Origin of the sequence: Marimonas arenosa, assembly GCF_030848945.1 — a bacterium.
Taxonomy (GTDB): Bacteria; Pseudomonadota; Alphaproteobacteria; order Rhodobacterales; family Rhodobacteraceae; genus Marimonas; species Marimonas arenosa.
In genome coordinates this window covers 408,452-430,239 of sequence record NZ_JANHAX010000001.1, presented here as the reverse complement: position 1 = coordinate 430,239, position 21,788 = coordinate 408,452, and the positions used below count along the sequence as shown (strand labels likewise).

Annotated in this window: 22 protein-coding genes and 1 tRNA gene; 17 read left to right on the top strand and 6 right to left on the bottom strand. The window is 60.6% G+C overall.

Annotated features, from left to right (window positions below):
- Positions 1 to 648: 648 nt before the first annotated feature.
- Positions 649 to 828, bottom strand: a complete 180-nt coding sequence (locus tag NO357_RS02140; RefSeq protein WP_306733964.1) for a hypothetical protein — start codon at positions 826 to 828, stop codon at positions 649 to 651.
- Positions 829 to 979: 151 nt separating this feature from the next.
- On the opposite strand from NO357_RS02140, the gene NO357_RS02135 reads away from it, so the two are divergent.
- On the top strand, positions 980 to 1,678 hold the full coding sequence (locus NO357_RS02135) for a winged helix-turn-helix transcriptional regulator (protein WP_306733963.1): 699 nt from the start codon (positions 980 to 982) through the stop codon (positions 1,676 to 1,678).
- Positions 1,679 to 2,101: 423 nt separating this feature from the next.
- On the top strand, positions 2,102 to 2,320 hold the full coding sequence (locus NO357_RS02130; RefSeq protein ID WP_376744337.1) for a transposase: 219 nt from the start codon (positions 2,102 to 2,104) through the stop codon (positions 2,318 to 2,320).
- 268 nt (positions 2,321 to 2,588) lie between these two features.
- Here NO357_RS02130 and NO357_RS02125 read toward each other — a convergent pair whose 3' ends face one another.
- Both NO357_RS02125 and NO357_RS02120 read right to left on the bottom strand, forming a co-directional pair.
- Positions 2,589 to 3,422 carry a sugar phosphate isomerase/epimerase family protein gene (locus NO357_RS02125; RefSeq protein ID WP_306733962.1) on the bottom strand — a complete coding sequence of 278 codons (834 nt, stop codon included), beginning with the start codon at positions 3,420 to 3,422 and terminating at the stop codon, positions 2,589 to 2,591.
- On the bottom strand, positions 3,419 to 5,119 hold the full coding sequence (locus NO357_RS02120; protein ID WP_306733961.1) for an FAD-dependent oxidoreductase: 1,701 nt from the start codon (positions 5,117 to 5,119) through the stop codon (positions 3,419 to 3,421). Before NO357_RS02120 ends, NO357_RS02125 begins: the two co-directional genes overlap by 4 nt.
- A gap of 111 nt (positions 5,120 to 5,230) precedes the next feature.
- Between NO357_RS02120 and NO357_RS02115 the strand changes: the two genes are divergently transcribed.
- The 6 genes from NO357_RS02115 to NO357_RS02090 all read left to right on the top strand — a co-directional run bounded on the left by NO357_RS02115 (position 5,231) and on the right by NO357_RS02090 (position 12,381).
- On the top strand, positions 5,231 to 6,157 hold the full coding sequence (locus NO357_RS02115; protein ID WP_306733960.1) for a LysR family transcriptional regulator: 927 nt from the start codon (positions 5,231 to 5,233) through the stop codon (positions 6,155 to 6,157).
- A 121-nt stretch (positions 6,158 to 6,278) separates the two neighbouring features.
- Complete coding sequence (locus tag NO357_RS02110; protein WP_306733959.1) at positions 6,279 to 7,280, top strand: tripartite tricarboxylate transporter substrate binding protein; 1,002 nt, start codon at positions 6,279 to 6,281, stop codon at positions 7,278 to 7,280.
- Positions 7,281 to 7,387: 107 nt separating this feature from the next.
- Complete coding sequence (locus NO357_RS02105) at positions 7,388 to 7,963, top strand: tripartite tricarboxylate transporter TctB family protein (protein ID WP_306733958.1); 576 nt, start codon at positions 7,388 to 7,390, stop codon at positions 7,961 to 7,963.
- Positions 7,960 to 9,474: a tripartite tricarboxylate transporter permease gene (locus NO357_RS02100; RefSeq protein ID WP_306733957.1), complete on the top strand. Its 1,515-nt coding sequence runs from the start codon at positions 7,960 to 7,962 to the stop codon at positions 9,472 to 9,474. The genes NO357_RS02105 and NO357_RS02100 overlap by 4 nt, the downstream gene beginning before the upstream one ends.
- Positions 9,471 to 10,409 carry a shikimate dehydrogenase gene (gene aroE / locus NO357_RS02095; protein ID WP_306733956.1) on the top strand — a complete coding sequence of 313 codons (939 nt, stop codon included), beginning with the start codon at positions 9,471 to 9,473 and terminating at the stop codon, positions 10,407 to 10,409. The genes NO357_RS02100 and aroE overlap by 4 nt, the downstream gene beginning before the upstream one ends.
- 82 nt (positions 10,410 to 10,491) lie before the next feature.
- Positions 10,492 to 12,381: a bifunctional sugar phosphate isomerase/epimerase/4-hydroxyphenylpyruvate dioxygenase family protein gene (locus NO357_RS02090; RefSeq protein ID WP_306733955.1), complete on the top strand. Its 1,890-nt coding sequence runs from the start codon at positions 10,492 to 10,494 to the stop codon at positions 12,379 to 12,381.
- Between the two features lie 597 nt (positions 12,382 to 12,978).
- Here the strand turns inward: NO357_RS02090 and NO357_RS02085 are convergent.
- A tRNA-Ser gene (locus tag NO357_RS02085) sits at positions 12,979 to 13,068 on the bottom strand.
- A 121-nt stretch (positions 13,069 to 13,189) separates the two neighbouring features.
- Between NO357_RS02085 and NO357_RS02080 the strand changes: the two genes are divergently transcribed.
- Both NO357_RS02080 and NO357_RS02075 read left to right on the top strand, forming a co-directional pair.
- Complete coding sequence (locus tag NO357_RS02080) at positions 13,190 to 14,047, top strand: DUF2059 domain-containing protein (RefSeq protein WP_306733954.1); 858 nt, start codon at positions 13,190 to 13,192, stop codon at positions 14,045 to 14,047.
- Complete coding sequence (locus tag NO357_RS02075) at positions 14,044 to 14,964, top strand: hypothetical protein (protein WP_306733953.1); 921 nt, start codon at positions 14,044 to 14,046, stop codon at positions 14,962 to 14,964. The genes NO357_RS02080 and NO357_RS02075 overlap by 4 nt, the downstream gene beginning before the upstream one ends.
- 24 nt (positions 14,965 to 14,988) lie before the next feature.
- On the opposite strand, the gene NO357_RS02070 is transcribed toward NO357_RS02075, so the two are convergent.
- Positions 14,989 to 15,408 (bottom strand): SET domain-containing protein, encoded by a 420-nt coding sequence (locus NO357_RS02070; protein ID WP_306733952.1) that lies wholly within the window; start codon positions 15,406 to 15,408, stop codon positions 14,989 to 14,991.
- A gap of 397 nt (positions 15,409 to 15,805) precedes the next feature.
- On the opposite strand from NO357_RS02070, the gene NO357_RS02065 reads away from it, so the two are divergent.
- The 6 genes from NO357_RS02065 (at position 15,806) to NO357_RS02040 (ending at position 20,958) form a co-directional block, all read left to right on the top strand.
- Positions 15,806 to 16,471, top strand: coding sequence for a 50S ribosomal protein L21 (locus tag NO357_RS02065; protein WP_306733951.1), 666 nt, complete (start codon positions 15,806 to 15,808; stop codon positions 16,469 to 16,471).
- 21 nt (positions 16,472 to 16,492) lie between these two features.
- Entirely contained in the window at positions 16,493 to 16,762 is a 270-nt protein-coding gene (gene rpmA / locus NO357_RS02060; RefSeq protein WP_306733950.1) for a 50S ribosomal protein L27, read from the top strand.
- A gap of 181 nt (positions 16,763 to 16,943) precedes the next feature.
- Positions 16,944 to 17,483: a GNAT family N-acetyltransferase gene (locus NO357_RS02055; RefSeq protein WP_306733949.1), complete on the top strand. Its 540-nt coding sequence runs from the start codon at positions 16,944 to 16,946 to the stop codon at positions 17,481 to 17,483.
- Positions 17,484 to 17,514: 31 nt separating this feature from the next.
- Positions 17,515 to 18,552 (top strand): GTPase ObgE, encoded by a 1,038-nt coding sequence (gene obgE, locus NO357_RS02050; RefSeq protein ID WP_306733948.1) that lies wholly within the window; start codon positions 17,515 to 17,517, stop codon positions 18,550 to 18,552.
- Positions 18,540 to 19,646: a glutamate 5-kinase gene (gene proB / locus NO357_RS02045; protein ID WP_306733947.1), complete on the top strand. Its 1,107-nt coding sequence runs from the start codon at positions 18,540 to 18,542 to the stop codon at positions 19,644 to 19,646. The genes obgE and proB overlap by 13 nt, the downstream gene beginning before the upstream one ends.
- 46 nt (positions 19,647 to 19,692) lie before the next feature.
- Positions 19,693 to 20,958 carry a glutamate-5-semialdehyde dehydrogenase gene (locus NO357_RS02040; RefSeq protein WP_306733946.1) on the top strand — a complete coding sequence of 422 codons (1,266 nt, stop codon included), beginning with the start codon at positions 19,693 to 19,695 and terminating at the stop codon, positions 20,956 to 20,958.
- A gap of 17 nt (positions 20,959 to 20,975) precedes the next feature.
- On the opposite strand, the gene NO357_RS02035 is transcribed toward NO357_RS02040, so the two are convergent.
- The gene (locus tag NO357_RS02035; protein ID WP_306733945.1) at positions 20,976 to 21,578 is read right to left on the bottom strand and encodes a histidine phosphotransferase family protein; all 603 of its coding nucleotides are present in this window, start codon (positions 21,576 to 21,578) and stop codon (positions 20,976 to 20,978) included.
- A gap of 21 nt (positions 21,579 to 21,599) precedes the next feature.
- Here NO357_RS02035 and NO357_RS02030 point away from each other — a divergent pair, with 21 nt between their 5' ends.
- Entirely contained in the window at positions 21,600 to 21,785 is a 186-nt protein-coding gene (locus NO357_RS02030) for a DUF3553 domain-containing protein (protein ID WP_306733944.1), read from the top strand.
- Positions 21,786 to 21,788: the final 3 nt, after the last annotated feature.

Sequence of the window (21,788 nt, the reverse complement as noted above, 5' to 3'; positions counted from 1 at the left end):
GCAAGAAACGCTTTGCACCGCACAGCGGTCGATTCACCCGGTCGCAGCGAACGGCAGCTCAGATCCCAAAGGCGGCAGCAACCTTTGCAGTGTTTGTGGCTTTGGTTGCGCTGCTGCCCTTGGCTGTGTGATCGATACGAACGGCAGCAAAGTCCGCCTACCAGACCTCCGTGCAGTCTGCAGCGAAGGTCCGGAACGAGCCCTTCTTGGTCATTGGAGACAGCTCTGCAGCAAACGGCACGAACGGCGGGAGAACCGGACTTTCGCTGCACGCGCAGCTTTGACAAAGGTATTTTAGACAAGCGGTCGACGAGGCGAAAACGAATATCTGGCTTAGGAAAAGGTCAAACTGCTGGAGCGATATAGTGAGGCACAATGTCGGTTTGCTTGATATGAAGCATCGCATCGCGACCGGAAAACAAACCGTGATCGGTTACCAAGGCGGTGCGGAACCCGCGGGCGGCACCACCGAAAACATCGGTATGGGCCGTCTCCGGACATTCAGCAGAAACATGCGGAGGGCGGCTTTGTCCGCTCAGCGGTCATTCGAAATGACTGCAGCGAACGGCGGCCAAGAGCCCAATTCACGCGATGCTGCACTGCGTACTTATGTCCGCTCTTTGGTGCGCGGACAGACCCGCGTGCTGATCATATCGCGAACGGAAGCACCGTGGCGCACACCAGGAAAACAGTGAGCACGACCGCTGTCTTGTTGTTCAGCAGAGGAGTGTTTTTGCCAACCCTCTGGCTGAGCAAATGGGTTGAGCTTGCCGCAGCTTCCAAGTCTTTCAGGTAGGTCTTGTGAGCAATGAAATGTGGGTCCTGCATCGGTTCGTCCTTCTCCATCAGGCTTTGGACTGACACTGACGCAAACGCCGGAGTGCCGGGTAGTGCAGGTTGTGAAGCGTCCCTGATACAGATTGTGAACTGGATCGCATTGGCATTGGCACTGTAGCATTGACGGGAAAGGAGACATCCCGTGAAAATCAAGCCATATGGAATTCTGTGCGCGATTACGCACGCTTGCGAAGTCTTGGAGCCGCGTTGGACCATTCCGATCCTCTCCGAGATGTGGGGCGGCTCGACCAAGTTCAACGAGATCAGACGAAGCGTTGGCAGTATTTCTCCGGCGCTGCTGTCAAAGCGACTGAAGGAACTCGAAGGGCATGGATTGATCGAGAGAATAGAAGACCCTGCAACCGGTCAAGTGGACTACATCCGGACCCAGCGCGCGATCGATCTTGAACCGGCGCTCGATGCCCTTGCGGCATGGGCGCAGTGCAATATCGAAGCAAGGACGGCGCTGGCTGACACTGACGTGTCCAATTTGATGTGGAAAATGCGCAACCTCATCCACACGGATGAGTTGCCAAAGCGGCAGGTGGTCATTCAGTTTCGTTTTTCCGATCCCGGACTGGCCTACGACACCTACTGGGCGCTCATCCGGCCGGGCGCGGCGACAGAGATTTGCACGACCATTCCGGGCCTCGACGTTGATCTGTACGTCGAAACGGATCGGGTTTCACTGTCGGCAATCCTCCTGAGCCGAACAACAATCTCCCGGGAACTGGATGAAGGGCGACTGTTTCTGAGCGGCGATGCCCTTTTGGCCCGTACCATGGACCGATGGTTGTATCATCGCACAAAGGAAGACCCGAGCGAAATCTGGCAATTGTGACTGGGCACCATATCAGAAAGACGGGCCATTCAGAGACACGTCTGCTCTGCGCCACAAGCAGAATGCGTCAAAGCTCACACGCGTCCGCCGCCTGCCAAGGCGACCGTTTTGACCGTCGACCCAAAAGCCGCCCTTGGCGCAGGCGCAACGAATGGCTGCTTCGTCCGCAAAGCGGACTTCGGGGGCAGAGATATTGCTGCGCTGGTCACGAATGACCTATATTCCTTCTGCGATGCAGCTGTCAGGTTCAGTCGGGCTCATGCCGCATCTGCGAAGACCCCGGCTGGGCCACTTCCGGAAAGGGCTCTCTGCCGTCATCTGACGGTTTTTGTCGGATGACGGGTTCTCCACACTGAGCGAACATCAGTCGGTCGTTTCCATCGGCGACGCCGTCATGATTCAAGGGCGACAGGAGGATCGTCCATGTCGCATCTATTCTGGCTCGACCAAGAGCACATAAACCGCCTCAAGCATTTGTTCCCGAAACCACGCGGCGTTGCTAGGTCTGACGACCGCAAGGTTCTCAGTGGTATCATCCATGTCATCCGCAATGGTCTGCGATGGCGCGATGCACCAGAGACCCGGAGGGCAAACAGTTCCTGCTTTTCGGTCAGGCCGGACCAGACAGGGGCGGATACCTGACCAGCGGTGAATCCTGCCGTGTTATCAATTCTCTCGACCATGCCGACATATTACGTCAGAAAACCTGACACATAAAGCCGCGATCATGCCTTCACTTCAGGCACCAGCAAGAACCGGACGTTCGCCGCGTTTGGCATTAAGGTCAGAAAAGCGGGACTTTCCCGTCATTTAGCGGAAGTCCGCTTTAGGAAAGATTGGGTTCCGTAGGGGGGGCTCCAGGAAACCGCGAAGATCCCAATGAAGCAAGGGGTTATTCTCATGATCTCATTCATTCACGAAGATCGTGAGCTTTTTCGGACAAGTCGGAAAGAACGTGCTTCGCACCAGCAAACGCGGCTTGGATAACGGCCCGGTTCCCTTCCTCTTTGGTGCGCCTGGTCATCGGCACTTCCAAGCCCAGAGGAAGGTCACGCGGGAGTAAACTCAGGAATGAAACGAGGTCGATCTGGCCCTCCCCCGGGGGAAGGCGCTCGTCACGACCTGCAAAGAGCAAGTCCTCGGACGAGTATGGCGGGGAGACAGGGGCGTCGCAAAGGTGGGCGAAGCGCAGCCGATCTCTCGGGAGGTCAGCAAGTAGCCGGTGTGAACTGGAGGATCGGTCGAAGTGGAGAGAATCAACCAGAATGCCGATATTCGGTCCGGCCTCGGTCACCACCGACAATGCTGCCTCAAGGTCAGGGACGACCGTCCAGGGGAAGAACTCCAGCGATACACCAAGACCGCGATCTCTCGCCCTTTCGTCCAAAGCGGCCAGCCGGTCAGCCAATCGTGACAAGTCGGGGTCGTATGGGGCGGTGATGACCTCTCGGGCACCGAGTTCGGCCCCGGCGTCGAGGAAAGGTAGGAGGGCGTCAATGTCGGTGTTCGGTTCGATCTTGACGAACTCGATGTCGTGGACGAGGAGCCCGGTTTCCCGAATTGCGGCCTTGGTTTCCTTCATCAGCTTCGGATTTCGCATCAGGGGATAGCCGGGGCTGGTGTCGGTCACTCGGATCAGACGCAACCCCGCCGCGTCGAAGCCCGCTCTTGCAGCCTCGTGGATCAGGTCGGGCGGCGACAGGTCGATGGCCGTCAGATGAGCGAGGGAAAGCAAACGGGTCATGGTGCTTGTCCCGCAGCATGGCGACCGGCGATGAACCCGAAGGTGAGGGCGGGCCCAAGGTTGATTCCGCCTGCCGGATAGTGCCCGCCCATGACGCTGGCCATGTCGTTGCCGACCGCATAGAGGCCGGGAATCGGTTGGTTGGCATCATCCAAAACTCGGGCAGAGCCGTCGGTGCGGAGCCCCGCGAAGGTGCCGAAACTACCGGGAATGACCTTCACCGCATAGAATGGGGGCTTCGCGATGGGGGCCATGCAGGGGTTGCGGCCGATATCAGGGTCGCCTTGCAGCCTCATATAGGGCGTGGTTCCACGCCCGAATTCGGTGTCCTCGCCACGCTCGGCGTCCGCGTTGTATCTTGCGATTGTCTGGTCCAGCCCGTCCTGGTCGATCCCACACATCTCGGCCAAACCGGCGATGGTCGTGCCTGACTTCAGGTAGCCCGATTTCAACCAGGGACGAAGAGGAACCGGGGCCGGGCGAACGATGCCGAGCCCATATCTGCGGATGAACCGATGATCGCAGATCAGCCAGGACTCAGGCGTTCCGCCTTCCGGTGTCGCCGCGATCAGGGCGTTGACGTAATCATGGTACCCCAAGCCCTCATTGCAGAACCGGGACCCGCTGCGAAGAACTCCGATGACGCCGGGTTTTCCGCGTTCGATGATGTGGGGGAAGACACCCTTCGATCCGTCGGGCCAGGTTACTTCGGAGACCGGGCACCATGAGCCGGGTGAGGCCAGAGAGCTTGACTGGGACCCGCCAGATTTCTCGCCCAACAGCATTCCGTCGCCGGTCACTTCCGGCACAGCAAGCGTCTGATGAATGTCGGGGAATGGGAACTTCTTGCCCCGTCGCACCGGATCGCTGGCAAATCCGCCGCTGGCGAGGATGACGCCGTGCCTGGTGTCGATTGACACAGCCCCTTGCCGGTCTTTCAGGACGGCACCGGCGACCCCATCCGGTCCACTCACCAAATCAATGATCTCGTGGCTGGGGCGAAACTCGACACCGGCATCCATGGCGGACCGAACAAGGCGGGCAACGAGGGCGTTGCCGTTGCGAAGCTGCATGCCGCGCCCCTGAAACGCAAGATCGAGGACATGCCACCCGAGCCTGCGGGCCACATAGAAGGCCGATGACAGGGATCGGGTCGCCGTCATGAAGGCTTTCAGGTCTGGCCCCGCCTGGATTGTCATGCCCCAGAAACTGGTTTCCCGAAGCGGTCGTCGAAGCAGTTTGATATCCCGCCCCAAATCGCGACCGTCATATGGTTTGGCGATAACGGATCGACCGCCGGTGCCCGCGCCGGGCTGGTGTCCGTAGGTGTCGGGTATGTGCAACCCTGGGTCGAAACGAAGGACCGTGTTCTGCTCGAAGAACCCGACCATTTCAGGGGCCGCCGCCAGAAAGGCATCGACGAGTTCGGGATTGAAGTTGTTGCCGAGGACAGCTTCGAGATAGCGACGTGGTGCCTCTGGGTCTTCATTGATACCATGCGCCTTGGCCACCGGATTGCACGGTGCCCATATCCACCCGCCCGACAAGGCCGTCGTGCCCCCCAGAACATCCGCCTTCTCGGCGACGATCACTTTCAGACCAATGTGGGCAGCAGTCACTGCTGCGGCCAGGCCGGACGCTCCAGACCCGGCAACCAGCAGATCGCAGCTTTCGTGGGTTTCTGGTGATTGGCTCAAGGGACTCCCCGTGTATTAGTCACCCCAAAATTTCGCCAGGCCCGCATAACGTCAAATGTTTATTCTTGTGATGTCGTAACCTAATGTTAATCTCACTCCAGGGAGGGCTTCATGGCGGAACTGACACTCAGACAGATCGAAGTTGTGCGGGCCGTCATGATGACCGGTACGATCAGTGGTGCGGCAGAGCAGTTGAACGTGTCTGCCCCCGGGATCAGCAGGCTTGTGAAACATACAGAGGAGTCGCTCGGCATCCGCCTCTTTGAACGCAAGGCCGGGTTGTTCATCCCGTCGATTGAAGCCAGCAAGGTCTTCGACCAGGTGGGCGAGGTCTACAAGAACGTCGAGAACCTACAGGCGGCGGTCAACGACCTGCAACGCGGCGAAGATGTTGGTCTTTCCTTTGCCTCGGCTCCATCGATTGCACAGTTCATTGCGGCCAGGGCGTTGCAGCGGGTGCGGTCGCGTTATCCCGACCTGTTCATCGACCTGAACATCCTCAAGATCGAGGAAACGGTGGACTACCTGCTTCTGGAACGTGGCGAGTTTGTGATCATGAGCACGGAAGTTCAGAACGCGGCCATCGAAAACGAGAAGATCGCCCAGGGCCGTCTGGTTGTCATCCTGCCTGATGGCCATGCCCTTGCAAACAAGGATTCTGTCTCAACTCAGGACTTGGTGGAGGAAGACCTTATTGGCGTTGACCCCAATGATCCTTATGGAAGGCTTTTGGCACAACCGTTCAGGGACGCTGGGGTGGAGCCAAAGCATTCGATGCGGGGGCGGTTCGCACAGACGGTTGTCAGTCTGGTCAGACACGGCATGGGTGTCGCCCTGATCGACGAGTTCTCGGTGGCCGAGGTCTATATGCCGGGTGTGGTGCGCAAACCGTTTTCCGACGACGTAGGCATCTCGACTTTCGTTGCGAAGAAGAAGGGCCGCGTCCTATCCGGCTTTGCGGAATTCACGATCAGTCAGTTTCGCCGTGAACTCACAAAAGCCGTCGAAGACGGCCCCTGGTTCCGACGCTCGAATTAACTTCAAGTTAATGTGAGTGAAAAATCTGTATTTGACGTTACTTCACCCGTTAGAGATTGTCCCCATGTCGTCTACCGGGCTGACCCGGTGAAATCTATTCGCGACCCAATGGGAGGACATCATGAAGCGAATGCTGATCAGCGCAGTTGGTGCGCTTGCACTCTCGGCAACCATGGCTGTTGCCGAATACCCCGAAAAAGAAATCCAAGGCATCATCCAGTGGGGGGCCGGTGGCTCTACTGACACTGTGATGCGCTCGGTCACGCCTCATGCCGAAAAGGCACTGGGCGGTACAGTCGTCATGCAGAACATGACCGGTGCGGTTGGGGCCATCGCCCTGAACCACGTCGCCGGTTCGGCGGCTGACGGTTACACCCTTTTGATGGGTGCCGAGAACCCGATGCTCTACAAAGTCATGGGTCTTGGCGACAAGGACTATAACGAATTCATCCCGATCAACATCCTGGCCCGTGGCACCCCGATGCTGGTGGCCAACAACGACGCGCCCTTCAACACCTATGGCGAGATGATCGCTCACATCAAAGCCAACCCCGGCACGGTTCGTTTCGGCTCGACCGGCCCCGGCGGACTTCCGTCGGTCGTCAACGCCATGATCGGCGCGGTCGAAGGTGAACTTGACGTGATCAGCGTTCCCTATGACGGCGATGGCCCGGCCCTGACCGGCCTGCAAGGTGGTGCCATCGACGTGATGCCCGCCGTTCTGGGTGCCGCCATCGAAGGTATCCGTGCGGGCAACATGAAGGCCCTGACTGTCTTCGACACCGCCGAGAACAAGCACCTTCCGGGCATCGAGGCCGTGACCGCCGCCAATGCCGGTTACAACACCTACCTGCCCTGGGGTCCGTTCTTCGGTGTCTTCACCCCCAAGGGCACTCCGGATGATGTTGTCGCCAAGCTGGGCGCAGCCTATGCCGAAGGTGCCAAGAACCAGGAATTCATCGACCTGATGGAAGGCCGTGGCTTCACCCTGATGGGTATCTCGGGTGACGAGGCCAGTGCGTTCCTGTCGAAATGGCAGCAGGGCACGGCCTGGCTCCTGCACGACGCTGGCCTCAGCAAAGCGTCGCCTGCGGACTTCGGTATCGCACGTCCGGGCGAGTAATCTCCCAGACGGGACTGTTTGGTCCCGTCACACCCAAGGGCGTCGCATGACCGAACAGGCTGTGCGACGCCTTTTTCCTTCTATTCAGCTTTGTGGAGAGCAAGCCAATGGAACGCATCGATCCGGAGCATCACGACGGGACATCTGACGCAACGCCGGGCGGAGAGCCAGACAAGCGTCGCCCAGGCGAGATGGTCTTTGCCGCCGTCATGGTCCTGGCCAGTGCCTATCTGGTATGGAATGCTTGGGGGATCGAGAACCCCTTTGGCCCCAACGGCTTGTCCTCCCCCCGATCCATTCCTCTGGCCACCACGAGCGTCATGGTCATCTCGGCCTTGTTGGTCCTGGTCAACACCGCCCGCCTGCCGCTTGACCAGACCGAGACCATCCTGCGTGACATCCTGCCCGTGACAGTCATGCTCTTTGCTGCCTTCCTGGTCCTCTACGGTGTTTTGCTGAAACCTCTCGGTTTCCTGCCCACATCCGCTCTGTTCCTGGTCATCGCTATCAAGCTCCTGGCCCGGCGAGGATGGGTCTGGACGCTTTCGGTATCGCTCTTCAGTCTGCTTCTGATCTGGCTCATCTTCCGGATCGTCTTCACTGTTCTGATGCCGTCCGGGATCGTGCCTGAGGCCGAGGTGATCCAATTCTTCCGGGGCCTGATGTCCGGAGGTGCGTCATGACTGCATTGATGGATTTCCTGACGGTTTTCACCCAACCGCAACTTCTTCTGCTGGTCGGTCTCGGGACTCTTGCTGGGGTTTATGTCGGAGCAATCCCCGGGCTCTCCGTCACCATGGCGGTGTCGATCCTGATCTCCTTCACTTTCTCTTGGGATGTGTATCCGGCGATTGCCCTGATGATCGGCATCTACATGGGCGGGGTTTACGGCGGCTCCCGCACGGCGATCCTCCTGAATATCCCAGGTGCGCCCTCGGCCATTGCGACTGCTCTGGACGGTTATCCGATGGCCAAACGGGGCGAGGCTGGAACCGCCATCGGCGTGACCACGGTCATGTCCTTCATTGGTGGTTTCATCGGTATCGGTGTGTTGGCCCTCGCCGCTCCGCTGGTCTCGGACTTCGCCCTGCGGTTCCAGCCACGGGACTACATGCTCCTGGCGATCCTCGGCATCCTGCTTGTCGGCTCGCTCAGCCAAGGCAGCCTGCTCAAAGGCATCTTCGCCGGTGCCTTGGGGATTGCCATTGGTGCCGTCGGCCGTGACCCGCTGACTTTCGCCGAACGGTTCACCTTCGATTTCCAGCTTCTGGAAGGCGGTATTTCCTTCATCGCCGTGATGATCGGTATGTTCGGGGTTTCCGAGGCGCTTCTGCAGTTGCACCACGTGGACAAAGATGCGGTGCGACAGAAGATCAAACGTATCGTCCCTTCACTGGCCACGGTCAAGAAACACCTTCCGCTTTCCTTGCAGACCTCATCCATCGGTGTGGTGATCGGGGCCCTTCCCGGCACTGGTGGCGATATCGCGGCCCTCATGGCCTATGACCACGCCAAGCGTGTCACCAAGAACCCAGAGCGGGAATTCGGAGATGGGGCCATGGAGGGCCTGGTCGCCCCCGAGACCGCCAATAACTCCGCTGTCGGTGGGGCTTTTATCCCGATGATGACGCTCGGCATTCCGGGCGATGCGGTCACCGCAATCATGATCGGGGCGCTGTTTATTCACGGCCTGAACCCGGGACCGATGCTGATGATCGACCAGCCGGACATGTTCTGGTTCATCGTCGGTTGCCTGGTCATGGCGAACTTCTTCATGCTGTTCTTCGGCCTGACCGGCATCCGGCTTTTCACAAAGATCGTCGAGATGCCCCGTTCGGTCCTGATCCCGCTGATCATGCTGCTCAGCATCGTTGGGGCCTACGCTGTCAACAACTCGATCACCGATGTCTACTGGATGCTGGGCTTTGGCATCTTCGGCTATTTCATGCGTCATTATGGCTATCCGCTCGGCCCAGTGATCCTGGGCGTGATCCTATCGCGCCTGCTCGATGACAACTGGCGGCGGGCGATCATCACCGAACGCGAAGACCTGGGCAGGTTCTTCGAGAGCATCGTGACCAGCCCGTTATCGCTCATCCTCTTCCTCGGTGTGATCCTGATCTTCGTGTCCCAGACACCTCTCTGGACCTGGGCCAAGGCCCGAGTTTTCGGGCGGAAAGAGAATGCCAAATGACGCAGGAGGCCGCAGTGAAAGATCATCAAGAATTGCCAGGCGAAGGAGCCGGACTCACACCCTCCCGCATCAGCGGCAAAACCCGGTTGATCGGTCTGTTCGGCTCGCCGGTATCTCACAGCCACTCGCCGACGATGCACAATACCTGCTTTGAAGCGATGGGGTTCGACTTCGCGTATCTGGCATTCGATGTAAAAGAGGAAGACGCCGAAAACGCGGTTAAGGCCATTCGCCTTTTGAACCTGAGGGGCGCAAACATCACCATGCCGATCAAGCGGACGGTGATACCCCATCTCGACCGTCTCACGCCAGCGGCGGAGCTTGCCGGGGCCGTCAATGTTGTCGTGAATGACGACGGGGTTCTGACTGGCCATGTCACGGATGGTGAGGGTTTTATGCTGTCTCTGGCCGAGGCTGGTGTGGAATATGCGGGCGGGCACATGGTCATTCTGGGTGCTGGAGCGGCTGCGGTTTCGGTCGCGGTCCAGGCTGCGCTCGACGGTGTTCGCCGTATCACCATTTTCAACCGGAAAGACCCGTTCTTCGACGCTGCCGAGGAGCGGATTTCACGTCTGAACGACCGCCTCGATTGCACTTTCGCCTTGCACGATCTGGACGATGAAAGACTGTTGAAAGAGCAGATGGCGACCGCTGATATCCTGGTCAATGGAACGCCAATCGGGATGAAGGCCACCATCGATCAGACGGCTCTGCCCGGCCTCGACCTACTACGGCCCGAGCTCGTGGTTTGCGATCTTGTCTATGTCCCGGAGATGACCCGCCTGTTGAAAGAGGCGAGTGCACGAGGGTGCAAGATCGTATCGGGCATGGGTATGCAACTCTTCCAGGCGGCTCCTGCCTTCGAAATGTGGACCGGGCAGAAGATGGACCTGACCATCGCCCGTGCCACCCTTCGGTCGAGAGCAGACCCGTGATGGCCGTCTACGGTTCGAGGCCCAGGATGATTTTCGCAGAGGGGCCGTCTGACGGCCCATCGTCAACAGAGGGTATCGCCCCATGAAGACTTCCATTGCGACAGTATCGATCTCCGGAAACCTCCGGGAAAAACTCGAAGCCATCGCCAAGGTCGGTTTCGACGGCATCGAGATTTTCGAGCAGGACTTCATCGCGGATGAAGGTACCCCGAAAGACATCGGTCAGATTGTCCGTGACCACGGGCTTGAGATCACCCTGTTCCAGCCTTTCCGGGACTTCGAAGGTCTGACTGGCGAGGCCAGAGATCGGGCCTTCGACCGGGCGAAATACAAGTTCGACACGATGAGCGAACTCGGCACCGACCTGATGCTGGTCTGCTCGTCCGTCCACCCTAGCGCATTGGGCGGCATTGACCGGGCAGCGGACGATTTAGCCGAACTGGGGGCCATCGCCGCAGACCGGGGCCTGCGGGTCGGCTACGAAGCTCTGGCGTGGGGACGGCACGTGAACGACCATCGCGATGCCTGGGAGATTGTGCGGCGGGCCGACCACCCGAACATCGGTCTGATCCTTGACAGCTTCCATACGCTGGCCCGCAAGATCGACCCCAACACCATCCGTCGCATCCCCGGCGACAAGATATTCTTTGTCCAACTGGCCGATGCACCGCTCATCGACATGGACCTGCTCTACTGGTCCCGGCACTTCCGAAACATGCCCGGAGAGGGCGACCTGCCGGTGCAAGATTTCATGCAGGCTGTTGTCGCCACGGGCTACGACGGTCCAATCAGTCTGGAGATATTCAACGACCAGTTCCGGGGCGGGCGACCCGAGAGTCTGGCCCGGGATGGATACCGGTCTCTGATTTCGGTGATGGACGATGTTCGTAGGGCCGAGCCCGACATTTCAATTGACCTGCCGCAGATGCCGGAACGGGTGCGCGTCGATGGTATCGAGTTCATCGAATTCACCACCCGCGGCGATGATGCTAAAGCTCTGGCCGCAATGCTCTCGTCGATGGGGTTCACCCATGCAGGTGACCACGTCTCCAAGAAGGTCGCGCTATGGCAACAGGGCGATATCCGGATCATCCTGAACCAGGAAACCACTGGGTTCGCCAGTTCCGCCTACACCATGCACGGAACGTCGGTCTGTGACATCGGGCTCATGGTCGAAGATGCCACCGCCACAAGCGAACGGGCTATCGCTCTGGGGGCCTCACCCTTTAATCAGTCCGTCGGACCCGGAGAGTTGGAAATCCCGGCTATTCGCAGCGTCGGCGGCAGCGTCCTGCATTTCATTGATGAGGCAAGTGGTCTGGTCGATGTCTGGTCGGTGGAGTTCCGGGGCACAAGTGCCCAGTCCCATGGCGATGCCGGTCTCAGCCGTGTGGATCACGTGGCCGAGACGATGAACTACGATGAGATGCTAAGCTGGTCGCTGTTTTACACGTCGATCTTCGACATGCACCGCACCCCCATGGTCGATGTCATCGATCCGGACGGTCTGGTCCGCAGCCAGGCGATCAAGGCCCGTAACGGAGCCGCCCGGATTACCCTGAACGGGGCCGAGACCCACCGCACCCTGGCGGGCAGCTTCCTGGCCGACAGTTTCGGCGGTGCGGTCCAACACGTCGCCTTCTCCACGGACGACATTTTCAGCACCGCCCGCCAAATGGCGGTACTGGGCTTTCGGCCCCTGCCAATGACGGAAAACTACTACCACGACCTTCGGGCACGATTTGCTTTGGACACTCCCCAGCTCGACGAATTGAAGGCACTGAACATCCTCTACGATGAAGACGAACGAGGGTCCTTCTACCAGTTCTACAGCAAACCGTTTCAAGGTGGTCTGTTCTTCGAGATCGTGCAACGGGTCGATGACTATGACGGCTACGGTGCCCCGAACGCCCCGTTCCGGATCGCCGCACAGAAGCGACATATGCGGCCAAAGGGGATGCCAAGGCGATAGCGTGCAAACATGATTCCAGCTATCCCAATTGGCTTGCGAGGGGCCAGAAATGCGGACGTTCGACGTGCCGTAATCAGTAACTAAGGGCTCATTCCGGGCTTTCGCAGCAGCCTGCAATAAGGACGGCTTTGGAGCCGTTGGTGGTCAACACCAAAAGGACGGCGTGAAATTCAATGGTGTTTGTTTGTGGAAAATACCATGCTGTACCTATACGAGGCACACCGTCAAAAAGGGGGTGTACCCCCGGGGTGGGGTTAGGGACGAGTTGATTTCCAAAGCCCCCCGTTAATCTTTGATCTATTCTTCATCCTCGCTGCACAGGCGCTGGCACAGCGGATATGATCTCCGGCAGACTCGTTCTGCGCCGTCATGAGACTCAACCCACCTGCGACCCCTTGATCGCTTTCCACCGGCGGTCTGAGCGCTTCAAGCACGGGTGACTTGGCCTGCGCCTTGGTAAATCGCATTCGGGCAGATTGGCTCGCAATAAGCGTTGGAACTCTGGGTGGACGCGTTCATGTGGGGGACAGAGTGGGGGATTGGAATTCGCTAGGTGCGAAAAAATTGAAATAAAACAGCATATTGCTGGGGAGTTAGTGGCGGAGAGACAGGGATTCGAACCCTGGGTGGGCGTGAACCCACAACGGTTTTCGAGACCGCCCCGTTCGACCACTCCGGCACCTCTCCGCGGGGGTCTGAGCGCTTCGTTTAATCGGCTTTGCCCCCCCATGCAAGGACCGTTTTACATTGTTTTGGCGCGCAAAAGGCTTAGATTTCAGCCTAGGCGCATCTGAGCAGGGAGACGCATATGCAACAGAGGGCTTTCAGAGCCACAGTCAATGCATCCGGCCGGGTAATAGCCATGGCCTTTCTGGCTCTGGTGTTGGGATTGACCCTGCCGGCGCGGGCGGCGGACCGCGATAAGCTCGTGGCGTTTCTGCAGGTGACCGGGTTCGACGTGGCGCTAGATTCGATCGCGCTGGCGGCCGAGGACGCACCGATGATGCTGGGGATGCGGGCAAAAGAGTTCGGCTATCAGTGGAAAAGCGCCGCGGAAGAGGTGTTCGATTCGACGCTCATGCGAGGGATGGCCGTCGACATCCTGGAAAAGACTCTCAACGACGCGTTGCTGAATCATGCCGCCGCGTTCTATGCCACGCCGCTGGGACTGCGGCTGGTCGAGGTGGAAAACGCGAGCCACATGGCCGAGGATGAGCCCAAGCGGGCCGAAGGCGAGCGACTGTTGGCCGAGATTACCGAGACCGATCCCGAGCGCCTGGCGCAGATCAAGCGGATGAACGATGCCATCGACGGTGCCGGGCTGGCGGTGCGGGCCGTGCAGGAGATTCAGTTGCGCTTTCTGATGGCCGCGGGGCAGGCCGGCGTGATCGGGCGGACCTTCGATGAAAACGAGTTGCGCGAGCTTCTGAGCCAGGATGAGGACAAGATGCGGGAGTCGATGCAGGCTTCGGCCATGGCGAATTCGGCCTGGACCTATCGTGATTTTTCAACGGAAGAGATCGAAACGTATGCCGCGGCACTGGAAGATGAGCGCATGCAGCAGGTCTATGACCTGATGAACGCGATCCAATGGGAGATCATGGCCAACCGGTTCGAGGCCCTCGCGGTTCGTATGGCCGGGATGACGCGGGGTGAGGAACTGTGATCGCTGCCGCCCGGCGTCGGGCGCCGCACTGGCACGGCATGACCGGCATTCTGACGCTGTTGGCGGCGGTTTGCATGTCGGTTGCGTCCGGAGTGTTGCCCGAGCGCGGTGCGGTTCGGGCCGAGACAGAGTTGGGCGTCGAGGGGCAGGCGACGGAGTGGCGGCGGCTTTCCGAGGCAATCGCGGTGCCGGAGTTGCTAGAAGTGATGCGCATAGAAGGTGTCCGCTACGGTGACGAGATCGGTGCCGAATTTCTTGCTGATGGCGGCGGCAGCTGGCAGGCTGTGGTGGCGCGTATCTATGATCGCGACAAGATGCTGACCGCTGTCATGACAGGACTGAAAGGCGAGATCGCCGATGAACAATTGGCGGAGCTGAACGTCTTCTTCGCCTCGGAGCGAGGCCGACAGATCGTGCGTCAGGAAATTTTGGCCCGGGAAGCGTTTCTCGACCCGGCGACGGAAGAGGCCGCGCGCACTGCTCTGGCCGAGGCTGAGGGCGCGGCCGAGACCGATGCCGCGACGGCGCGCCGGTTGGAGCTGCTGCAAGCCTATGTCGACGAAAACGACTTGGTGGACTTCAACGTTGCCGGGGCGCTGACCTCAAATTACCGGTTCTATCGCGGATTGGCCGATGGCGGCGGTTGGACGGTCAGCGAGGACGAGATGTTGGCCGAGGTCTGGGCTCAGGAGGACGAGATCAGGGTCGATACCACCGAGTGGTTGATGGCCTATCTGCTGATGGCCTACGCGCCATTGTCGGATGGCGACATAGAGGCGTATGTCGCGTTGTCAAAAACGCCCGCCGGGCGGGCGCTCAATCGCGGGCTGTTTGCCGGGTTCGACCGGATGTATGCCGATCTCAGCTATGCGCTCGGGCTCGCCGCAGCGGTGCAGATGCAGGGCGAGGATCTGTGATCCCCGCCCGTTTGCCCGCAGGCTCTATTCCGCGACGAGCTGGAACTGGTTGCCGACCTGATGGCGCGACGGTTGGAAGGCCACGGCCCCGAGAGTGAACTGGCCGTAATCGCAGGTCAACTCTTCGCCCGCCCGAATGCCGCGCGTGGCGATGCCGCGGGCCGGGTCGGACAGATCCACATTCGGGGTTTCGGCATGGTTCATGAAACGTCCCTCGTCGCAATCGAGCACGACCCGGTCGGAGTCGGTCGGGTGCTCGTAGGTGTAACGTTCGAGGAATTCGCGGAAATGCGCCGGCGCCATTTCGACCTCATCGCGGAAATAGCTGACGTCGAACCGCGGATCGTAGAGCCAGACCAACGTGCCTTTACTGATAGCCTTGGTAGCGAAAACGCCGAGCCCCTCGATCGAAGAGGAACTAAGACAACAGCGCACCATCATCATGCGCATATTCCTTTTTCGGGGCTGGAGCCGTCCGAGGCAGCCATGTCGGGAGCGAAGCCGGGCTTCGCGCGCCGGACGGACAGCGCAGGCAAATCCAAAGGCCAGCCGGGCGATTCCCACAAGCGGGTTTCGGCGATGAAACGAAAACGTGATCGGGGCCTGCGCGCCGAACCTGCTGGCCGGTCCCTGCTGACCGGGTCACCCCCCAGGCGTGGCCGCCCGGGTTTCGCCCTTGACAGGGGCGCCGCGATTGAAGATAAGCGCGCAACCGGGCAGGACCTCTTGCCCGGGTTTGTGATTCAATGACGCCCGCACGGGCGCGCCGTTCGAGGCGGGGCACGCCCCGGAAATGCCGGCAAGCCGGAGCCACAGGACGCGGAAAAAAAGGAAATGCGATATGTTCGCGGTGATGAAAACCGGCGGAAAGCAATACAAGGTTCAATCGGGCGACACGCTCACGGTTGAAAAGCTGGCCGCAGACGCAGGCGAAAAAGTTCAGTTCAACGAAGTGCTGATGCTCGGTGGCGACAAGGTTGTCGTCGGGGCTCCGTTCGTTGAAGGCGCGGCCGTGCAGGCCGAGGTGGTGGACCAGATCAAGGGTGACAAGGTCATCCATTTCGTGCGTCGCCGCCGCAAGCACTCATCGAAGCGCACCAAGGGCCACCGCCAGCAGCTGACCATGCTCAAGATCACCGAGATCTTGGCATCCGGCGGTGACAAGAGCGGCGTGAAGGCTGCCGTGGGCGCAGGTTCGGTCGCCGCCGTGGCCGTGGCCGCGACAGAAGCCAAGAAGCCGGCAAAGAAAGCCGCGCCGAAGCCGGAGGAAAAGAAAGCCGCACCGAAGAAGGCCGCCAAACCCGAGGCCGGTGCCGACGATCTGAAACAGCTTTCGGGCGTGGGCCCGGCGTTGGAGAAGAAACTGCACGAAGCCGGTGTCACCACTTTCGCCCAGATCGCGGCGTGGTCAGCGGACGACATCGCGGCGATGGACGAAAAACTCAGCTTCAAGGGCCGTATCGAGCGCGAAGGCTGGGTTGAACAGGCCAAGAAACTGGCCAAGTAAGACGGACAAAGGAGAAGCGATATGGCACACAAGAAAGCAGGCGGTAGCTCCCGCAACGGCCGCGATTCTGCCGGACGCCGTCTTGGCGTGAAGAAATATGGTGGTGAAAACGTCATTCCCGGCAACATCATCCTGCGTCAGCGCGGCACCAAGATGTGGCCGGGCGAAGGCGTCGGCATGGGCAAGGATCACACCATCTTCGCCACCGTCGACGGCAACGTGAAGTTTCACAAAGGCCTCAAGGGCCGCACCTTCATTTCGGTGCTCCCAGCAGCCGAGGCCGCAGAGTAAGCCGACCTTAAGGTTTCAGGACTACGGAGGGGATCGGCAAACAAGGCCGGTCCCCTTCCTCGTTTCGGGAGGGAGGCCGTCCGCGACACCGGAAAGTGAAGCGGCGCGACTGCAAGAGGGCCCCGGAAAAGTTGTAAGTCAGGGCAGCGCGCACCACGCGCGTTGCGGAGGAAACATACGCATGATTTTCGAGAAAGTAATAAACCAGCCAGTGATCGAGACTGAGCGGTTCGACCTGCGTCCGCTGAGGATGTCGGATATGGGCCTCATCGAGCTTTACGCTGGCGACGAACGGGTGGCGCGGCAGACCGCTGTCATCCCACACCCGTTGCCGCCGGGCATGACCGAAGACTTCATTCGCCGGTCGCAATCGGATGACCGCGTCGAGGACGTGTGGGCGATGGACAGCACCCGAAGTGGTGGACATGAACTGATGGGCGTGCTGGGGCTCAAGCGTCTCGGGCGGAAACAGACGGAAGTGGGTTATTGGGTGGCGCCTGCCTTCTGGAACAGCGGCATCGCGCAAGAGGCTGTGGCGGTGGTCATCACGGCCAATCCGCTGGGCAGCGACACGATTTTTGCCAGCGTGTTCCAGGATAACCCCGCTTCGGCCCGGGTGCTGACCAACCAGGGGTTCCAATACCTCGGCGATGCCGAGACCTATTCCGTGGCCCGCGGGGCGAACGTGCCCACTTGGACCTACAGTCTTAAACTCAGTTGAGCCGGAATGGGCCTTTGAGTAAGAGGATGATATGAAATTTCTTGATCTCGCAAAGGTCCACATCCGCTCCGGATCTGGCGGCAACGGTTGCATCAGTTTCCGCCGCGAAAAATACATCGAATATGGCGGGCCAGACGGTGGCGATGGCGGCCGCGGCGGCGATGTCTGGGCCGAAGCGGTGGACGGGCTCAACACACTGATCGATTTCCGCTATCAACAGCATTTCTTTGCAAAGAACGGGCAGGGCGGCATGGGTCGTCAGCGCACCGGCAAGGATGGTGACGACATCGTGCTGCGGGTGCCGGTGGGGACCGAGATCCTCGACGAGGACGAGGAAACGGTGATTGCCGATCTCACCGAAGTAGGCCAGCGTGTCCTGCTCGCCAAGGGCGGTAATGGCGGCTTCGGTAACCTGCATTTCAAGACCTCGACCAACCAGGCGCCGCGCCGGGCCAATGCTGGTCAGCCAGGCGTGGAGCGGACGCTGTGGCTGCGGCTGAAGCTGATTGCCGATGTCGGTCTTCTGGGCTTGCCCAATGCCGGAAAGTCGACCTTCCTGGCCGCGACGTCAAACGCGCGACCGAAAATCGCCGATTACCCGTTCACCACGTTGCACCCAAACCTGGGCGTCGTCGGTGTCGACGGGGTGGAGTTCGTCATTGCAGATATTCCAGGCCTGATCGCGGGCGCTCATGAGGGCAAGGGGATCGGCGACCGCTTCCTCGGCCATGTCGAGCGCTGCTCGGTGCTGCTGCATCTGGTCGACGGCACATCGGAGACTATTGCCGAGGATTACCGCACCATCATCCGCGAACTCGAAGCCTATGGCGGACACCTGGCCGACAAGCCGCGAGTGACGGCACTCAACAAGATCGACGCGCTGGACGCCGATCAGCGGGACGAAGCCCGGGCGGCGCTCACCGCCGAGGTTGGTGGACCGGTGTTGATGATGTCGGGGGTCTCGCGCGAGGGGTTAACCGAGGTGTTGCGGGCGCTTCGCGCCGAGATCGAGGAAGACCGGCTACGCTATCGCGAGGTCCGGCAGGAGGCCGAGCCGTGGCATCCCTGAGAGAGGCTAAGCGGCTGGTCATCAAGATTGGCTCGGCCCTGCTGGTCGACAAGGCGAGCGGCGGCTTGCGGGCCGATTGGCTGACGGGGCTGGCCGAGGATGTGGCCTGGCTCAAAGATATGGGCAAGGACGTAGTGCTGGTATCGTCGGGCTCCATCGCCCTGGGACGCCGGGTGTTGCGGCTGCCGGCCACGGAACTGGCACTGGAACAGGCGCAGGCGGCGGCGGCTGTGGGGCAGATCCGTCTGGCGCGGGCTTATGAAGAGGCGCTGCAGCCGCATGGAATCACCACTGGGCAAGTGTTGGTCACGCTGGAGGATTCGGCCGATCGGCGGCGCTATCTCAATTCGCGCGCCACGATGGAACAACTGATCCGGCTGGGCGTGGTTCCGATTGTCAACGAGAACGATACGGTTGCCACCGATGAGATCCGCTACGGCGACAACGATCGGTTAGCGGCGCAAGTGGCGGTCACGGTCGAGGCCGACATGTTGATCTTACTCAGCGACGTGGATGGGTTCTATTCGGCCAACCCAGCCGAGGACCCGGCGGCGCGCCGGTTTGACGTGATCGAGCGGATCACGCCCGAGATCGAGGCCATGGCCGGCGATGCCGGGTCCGGACTCAGCAAGGGCGGTATGAAGACCAAGCTGATGGCGGGCAAGACCGCGACAGCGGCCGGTTGCGCCATGGCGATCACTGAAGGTGTGCCGCGCAACCCACTGAAAGCGCTTGATAATGGCGCGCCGGCCACTTGGTTTCTTGCGCAAGGCGATCCGCATGTCGCCCGCAAGCGCTGGATCGCTTCGATGAAACCTAAGGGAGCGCTGACGGTCGACGACGGAGCCGCGCGCGCGCTGCGGCGCGGCACGTCGCTTCTGCCGGCCGGAGTATCGCTGATCACCGGCACCTTCGGGCGCGGTGATCCGGTCGAGATCCTCGACGCGCTTGGCCACAAGATTGGCCAGGGGCTGTGCCGCTATGACTCGGCCGAGGCCGGGAAGATCCGCGGGCGACGCAGCGAGGAGATTGAGGCGGTTCTCGGCTACCCGGGCCGGGCGGCGCTGATCCACCGCGACGACATGGCGCTGTAGGGGCCGTTCGGTTAGAACGGGCGGGCGCAAAGGAAAGGGCGAGACAATGAAGGATGCAGCCGATATTCACGCGCTGATGCAGGACATGGGCGCAAAGGCCCGCGCGGCGGCGGGTCAACTGGCTTTTGCCAGTGCCGAGACCAAGACCGAGGCGTTACATGCGGCGGCCGATGCCGCCTGGGCGCGGCGCGACGAGATCATCGTGGCCAACGCGAAAGACCTCGACTATAGCCGCGAAAAGGGGCTGAGCTCGGCGATGATGGACCGGCTGATGCTGGACGAAGCGCGCATCGAGGGCATGGTCGAAGGCTTGCGCACGGTGGCCGATTTTCCCGATCCGGTGGGCGAGGTGATGGCGGAATGGGACCGGCCTAGCGGTCTGCATATCAAGCGGGTGCGAACCCCGCTGGGGGTGATCGGGGTGATCTATGAGAGCCGCCCCAACGTCACCGCGGACGCCGGTGCACTCTGCCTTAAGGCCGGCAACGCGGTGATCCTGCGCGGCGGATCGGAGAGCTTTCATTCCAGCATGGCAATTCATGCCTGCCTGGTCGACGGGTTGAAGGCCGCAGACCTGCCGGAAGACACGATCCAACTGGTGCCGACGCGCGACCGGGCTGCGGTTTCGGAAATGCTGACGATGACCGAATTCATCGATGTGATCGTGCCGCGCGGAGGCAAAGGGCTGGTCGGGCTGGTCCAACGCGAGGCACGGGTGCCGGTTTTCGCTCACCTCGAAGGCATCGTGCATGTTTATCTCGATGCTGCCGCCGACCCGGTAAAGGCGCTGAACGTGGTGCTGAACGCAAAGACCCGCCGGACCGGGATCTGCGGTGCCGCCGAGTGCCTGCTGGTGCATGAAAGCATCGTTGATACAATCGGGCAAGGCGTGATCAGGGCGTTGATTGACGCCGGTGTGCGGGTCCATGCGGACGAGGCGCTTCAGAAGATCGAAGGCACGATGCCGGCGACGGACGACGACTGGGGCCGGGAATACCTTGACATGGACATAGCCGCCAAGATGGTGGCCGGCGTCGACGAGGCCATTACCCATATCCGCCGCTACGGCTCGAACCATACCGACTGTATTATCACGGAGGATGACGCCACCGCCGCGCGGTTCTTTGAGCGGCTCGACAGTGCTATCCTTATGCGGAATGCCTCGACCCAGTTTGCCGATGGCGGTGAATTCGGCATGGGGGCCGAAATTGGTATCGCCACTGGTAAGATGCACGCGCGGGGGCCGGTTGGCGCGGCACAGCTGACAAGCTTCAAATACATTGTCGAGGGCAACGGTACGGTGCGGGCCTGACGTCGCACGCGGCGCGCTCAGAACGCGATGTCGATCTGTTCCGGCGTTTCCGAGACCGTGAGCGTGCGGCCGAGGCTGGCCAGCGCCAACGGCAGCAGGGCGAATTGTACATGCGCCGGGCGGATATCGGCAGCGGGCGTGGCAGCCCCGGCGAGCGGAACCCAGAGCGCCGGATCGCAGGCGACACGCGGACCACTGCCAGTGATCCGAACCATCCCGGCTTGGCGCGTGACCGCGATGGTGCCGCCGCGCGGCAGGGCAATCTCGATACACAGCATTGCGAGGAATACCGCCTGTAGCTCGGCACGGGAAATGTCGCCGTGGGCGTGCCAGTCGGCCTGGTGGCGGCCCGAGGCGAAGGCGTCGTGGGCGATCTTGGCGATCTCGGGGGCACCCAGTAACTGTTCGCCTGCCGATGACCCGAAGGCGATTCGGAAGAACTTGATTCGCGCCATGGCGTTCATAACGCTGTCCGAGATCAGCTGCAACTCGGGCGTTTCCAGCGGGCCGCCCATGGAAATGAGCTCGAGGCCGTTATTGATAGCGCCGACCGGGCTGATCAGGTCGTGACAGATGCGCGAGCCTACCAGCGAGGCGACGTTCAGGGTATACTGGATCATGCGTCACTCCGTGGAGGGATAATGAACGAACTCAACGCGATACTTGCACCTGGGATGTTCGTGCGCCACCCCGACCGTCCCGATTGGGGCAAAGGGCAAGTGCAGTCGAACGTGGGTGGCAAAATCACTGTGAATTTCCCCGAAGCCGGCAAGGTTGTCATCGACGGGGCACGGATCGCCCTGTTACCCGTCTTTGATGACGCCTGAAAG

Coding starts and splice junctions, on each gene's coding strand:
- NO357_RS02115 (WP_306733960.1), top strand. CDS start 5,231: ATGGCGGAACTGACACTCAGACAGATCGAAGTTGTGCGGGCCGTCATG.
- NO357_RS02030 (WP_306733944.1), top strand. CDS start 21,600: ATGAACGAACTCAACGCGATACTTGCACCTGGGATGTTCGTGCGCCAC.
- rpmA (WP_306733950.1), top strand. CDS start 16,493: ATGGCACACAAGAAAGCAGGCGGTAGCTCCCGCAACGGCCGCGATTCT.
- NO357_RS02040 (WP_306733946.1), top strand. CDS start 19,693: ATGAAGGATGCAGCCGATATTCACGCGCTGATGCAGGACATGGGCGCA.
- NO357_RS02055 (WP_306733949.1), top strand. CDS start 16,944: ATGATTTTCGAGAAAGTAATAAACCAGCCAGTGATCGAGACTGAGCGG.
- NO357_RS02090 (WP_306733955.1), top strand. CDS start 10,492: ATGAAGACTTCCATTGCGACAGTATCGATCTCCGGAAACCTCCGGGAA.
- NO357_RS02110 (WP_306733959.1), top strand. CDS start 6,279: ATGAAGCGAATGCTGATCAGCGCAGTTGGTGCGCTTGCACTCTCGGCA.
- NO357_RS02080 (WP_306733954.1), top strand. CDS start 13,190: ATGCAACAGAGGGCTTTCAGAGCCACAGTCAATGCATCCGGCCGGGTA.
- NO357_RS02130 (WP_376744337.1), top strand. CDS start 2,102: ATGTCGCATCTATTCTGGCTCGACCAAGAGCACATAAACCGCCTCAAG.
- aroE (WP_306733956.1), top strand. CDS start 9,471: ATGACGCAGGAGGCCGCAGTGAAAGATCATCAAGAATTGCCAGGCGAA.
- NO357_RS02105 (WP_306733958.1), top strand. CDS start 7,388: ATGGAACGCATCGATCCGGAGCATCACGACGGGACATCTGACGCAACG.
- NO357_RS02100 (WP_306733957.1), top strand. CDS start 7,960: ATGACTGCATTGATGGATTTCCTGACGGTTTTCACCCAACCGCAACTT.
- NO357_RS02070 (WP_306733952.1), bottom strand. CDS start 15,408: ATGATGATGGTGCGCTGTTGTCTTAGTTCCTCTTCGATCGAGGGGCTC.
- obgE (WP_306733948.1), top strand. CDS start 17,515: ATGAAATTTCTTGATCTCGCAAAGGTCCACATCCGCTCCGGATCTGGC.
- NO357_RS02140 (WP_306733964.1), bottom strand. CDS start 828: ATGCAGGACCCACATTTCATTGCTCACAAGACCTACCTGAAAGACTTG.
- NO357_RS02125 (WP_306733962.1), bottom strand. CDS start 3,422: ATGACCCGTTTGCTTTCCCTCGCTCATCTGACGGCCATCGACCTGTCG.
- NO357_RS02065 (WP_306733951.1), top strand. CDS start 15,806: ATGTTCGCGGTGATGAAAACCGGCGGAAAGCAATACAAGGTTCAATCG.
- NO357_RS02035 (WP_306733945.1), bottom strand. CDS start 21,578: ATGATCCAGTATACCCTGAACGTCGCCTCGCTGGTAGGCTCGCGCATC.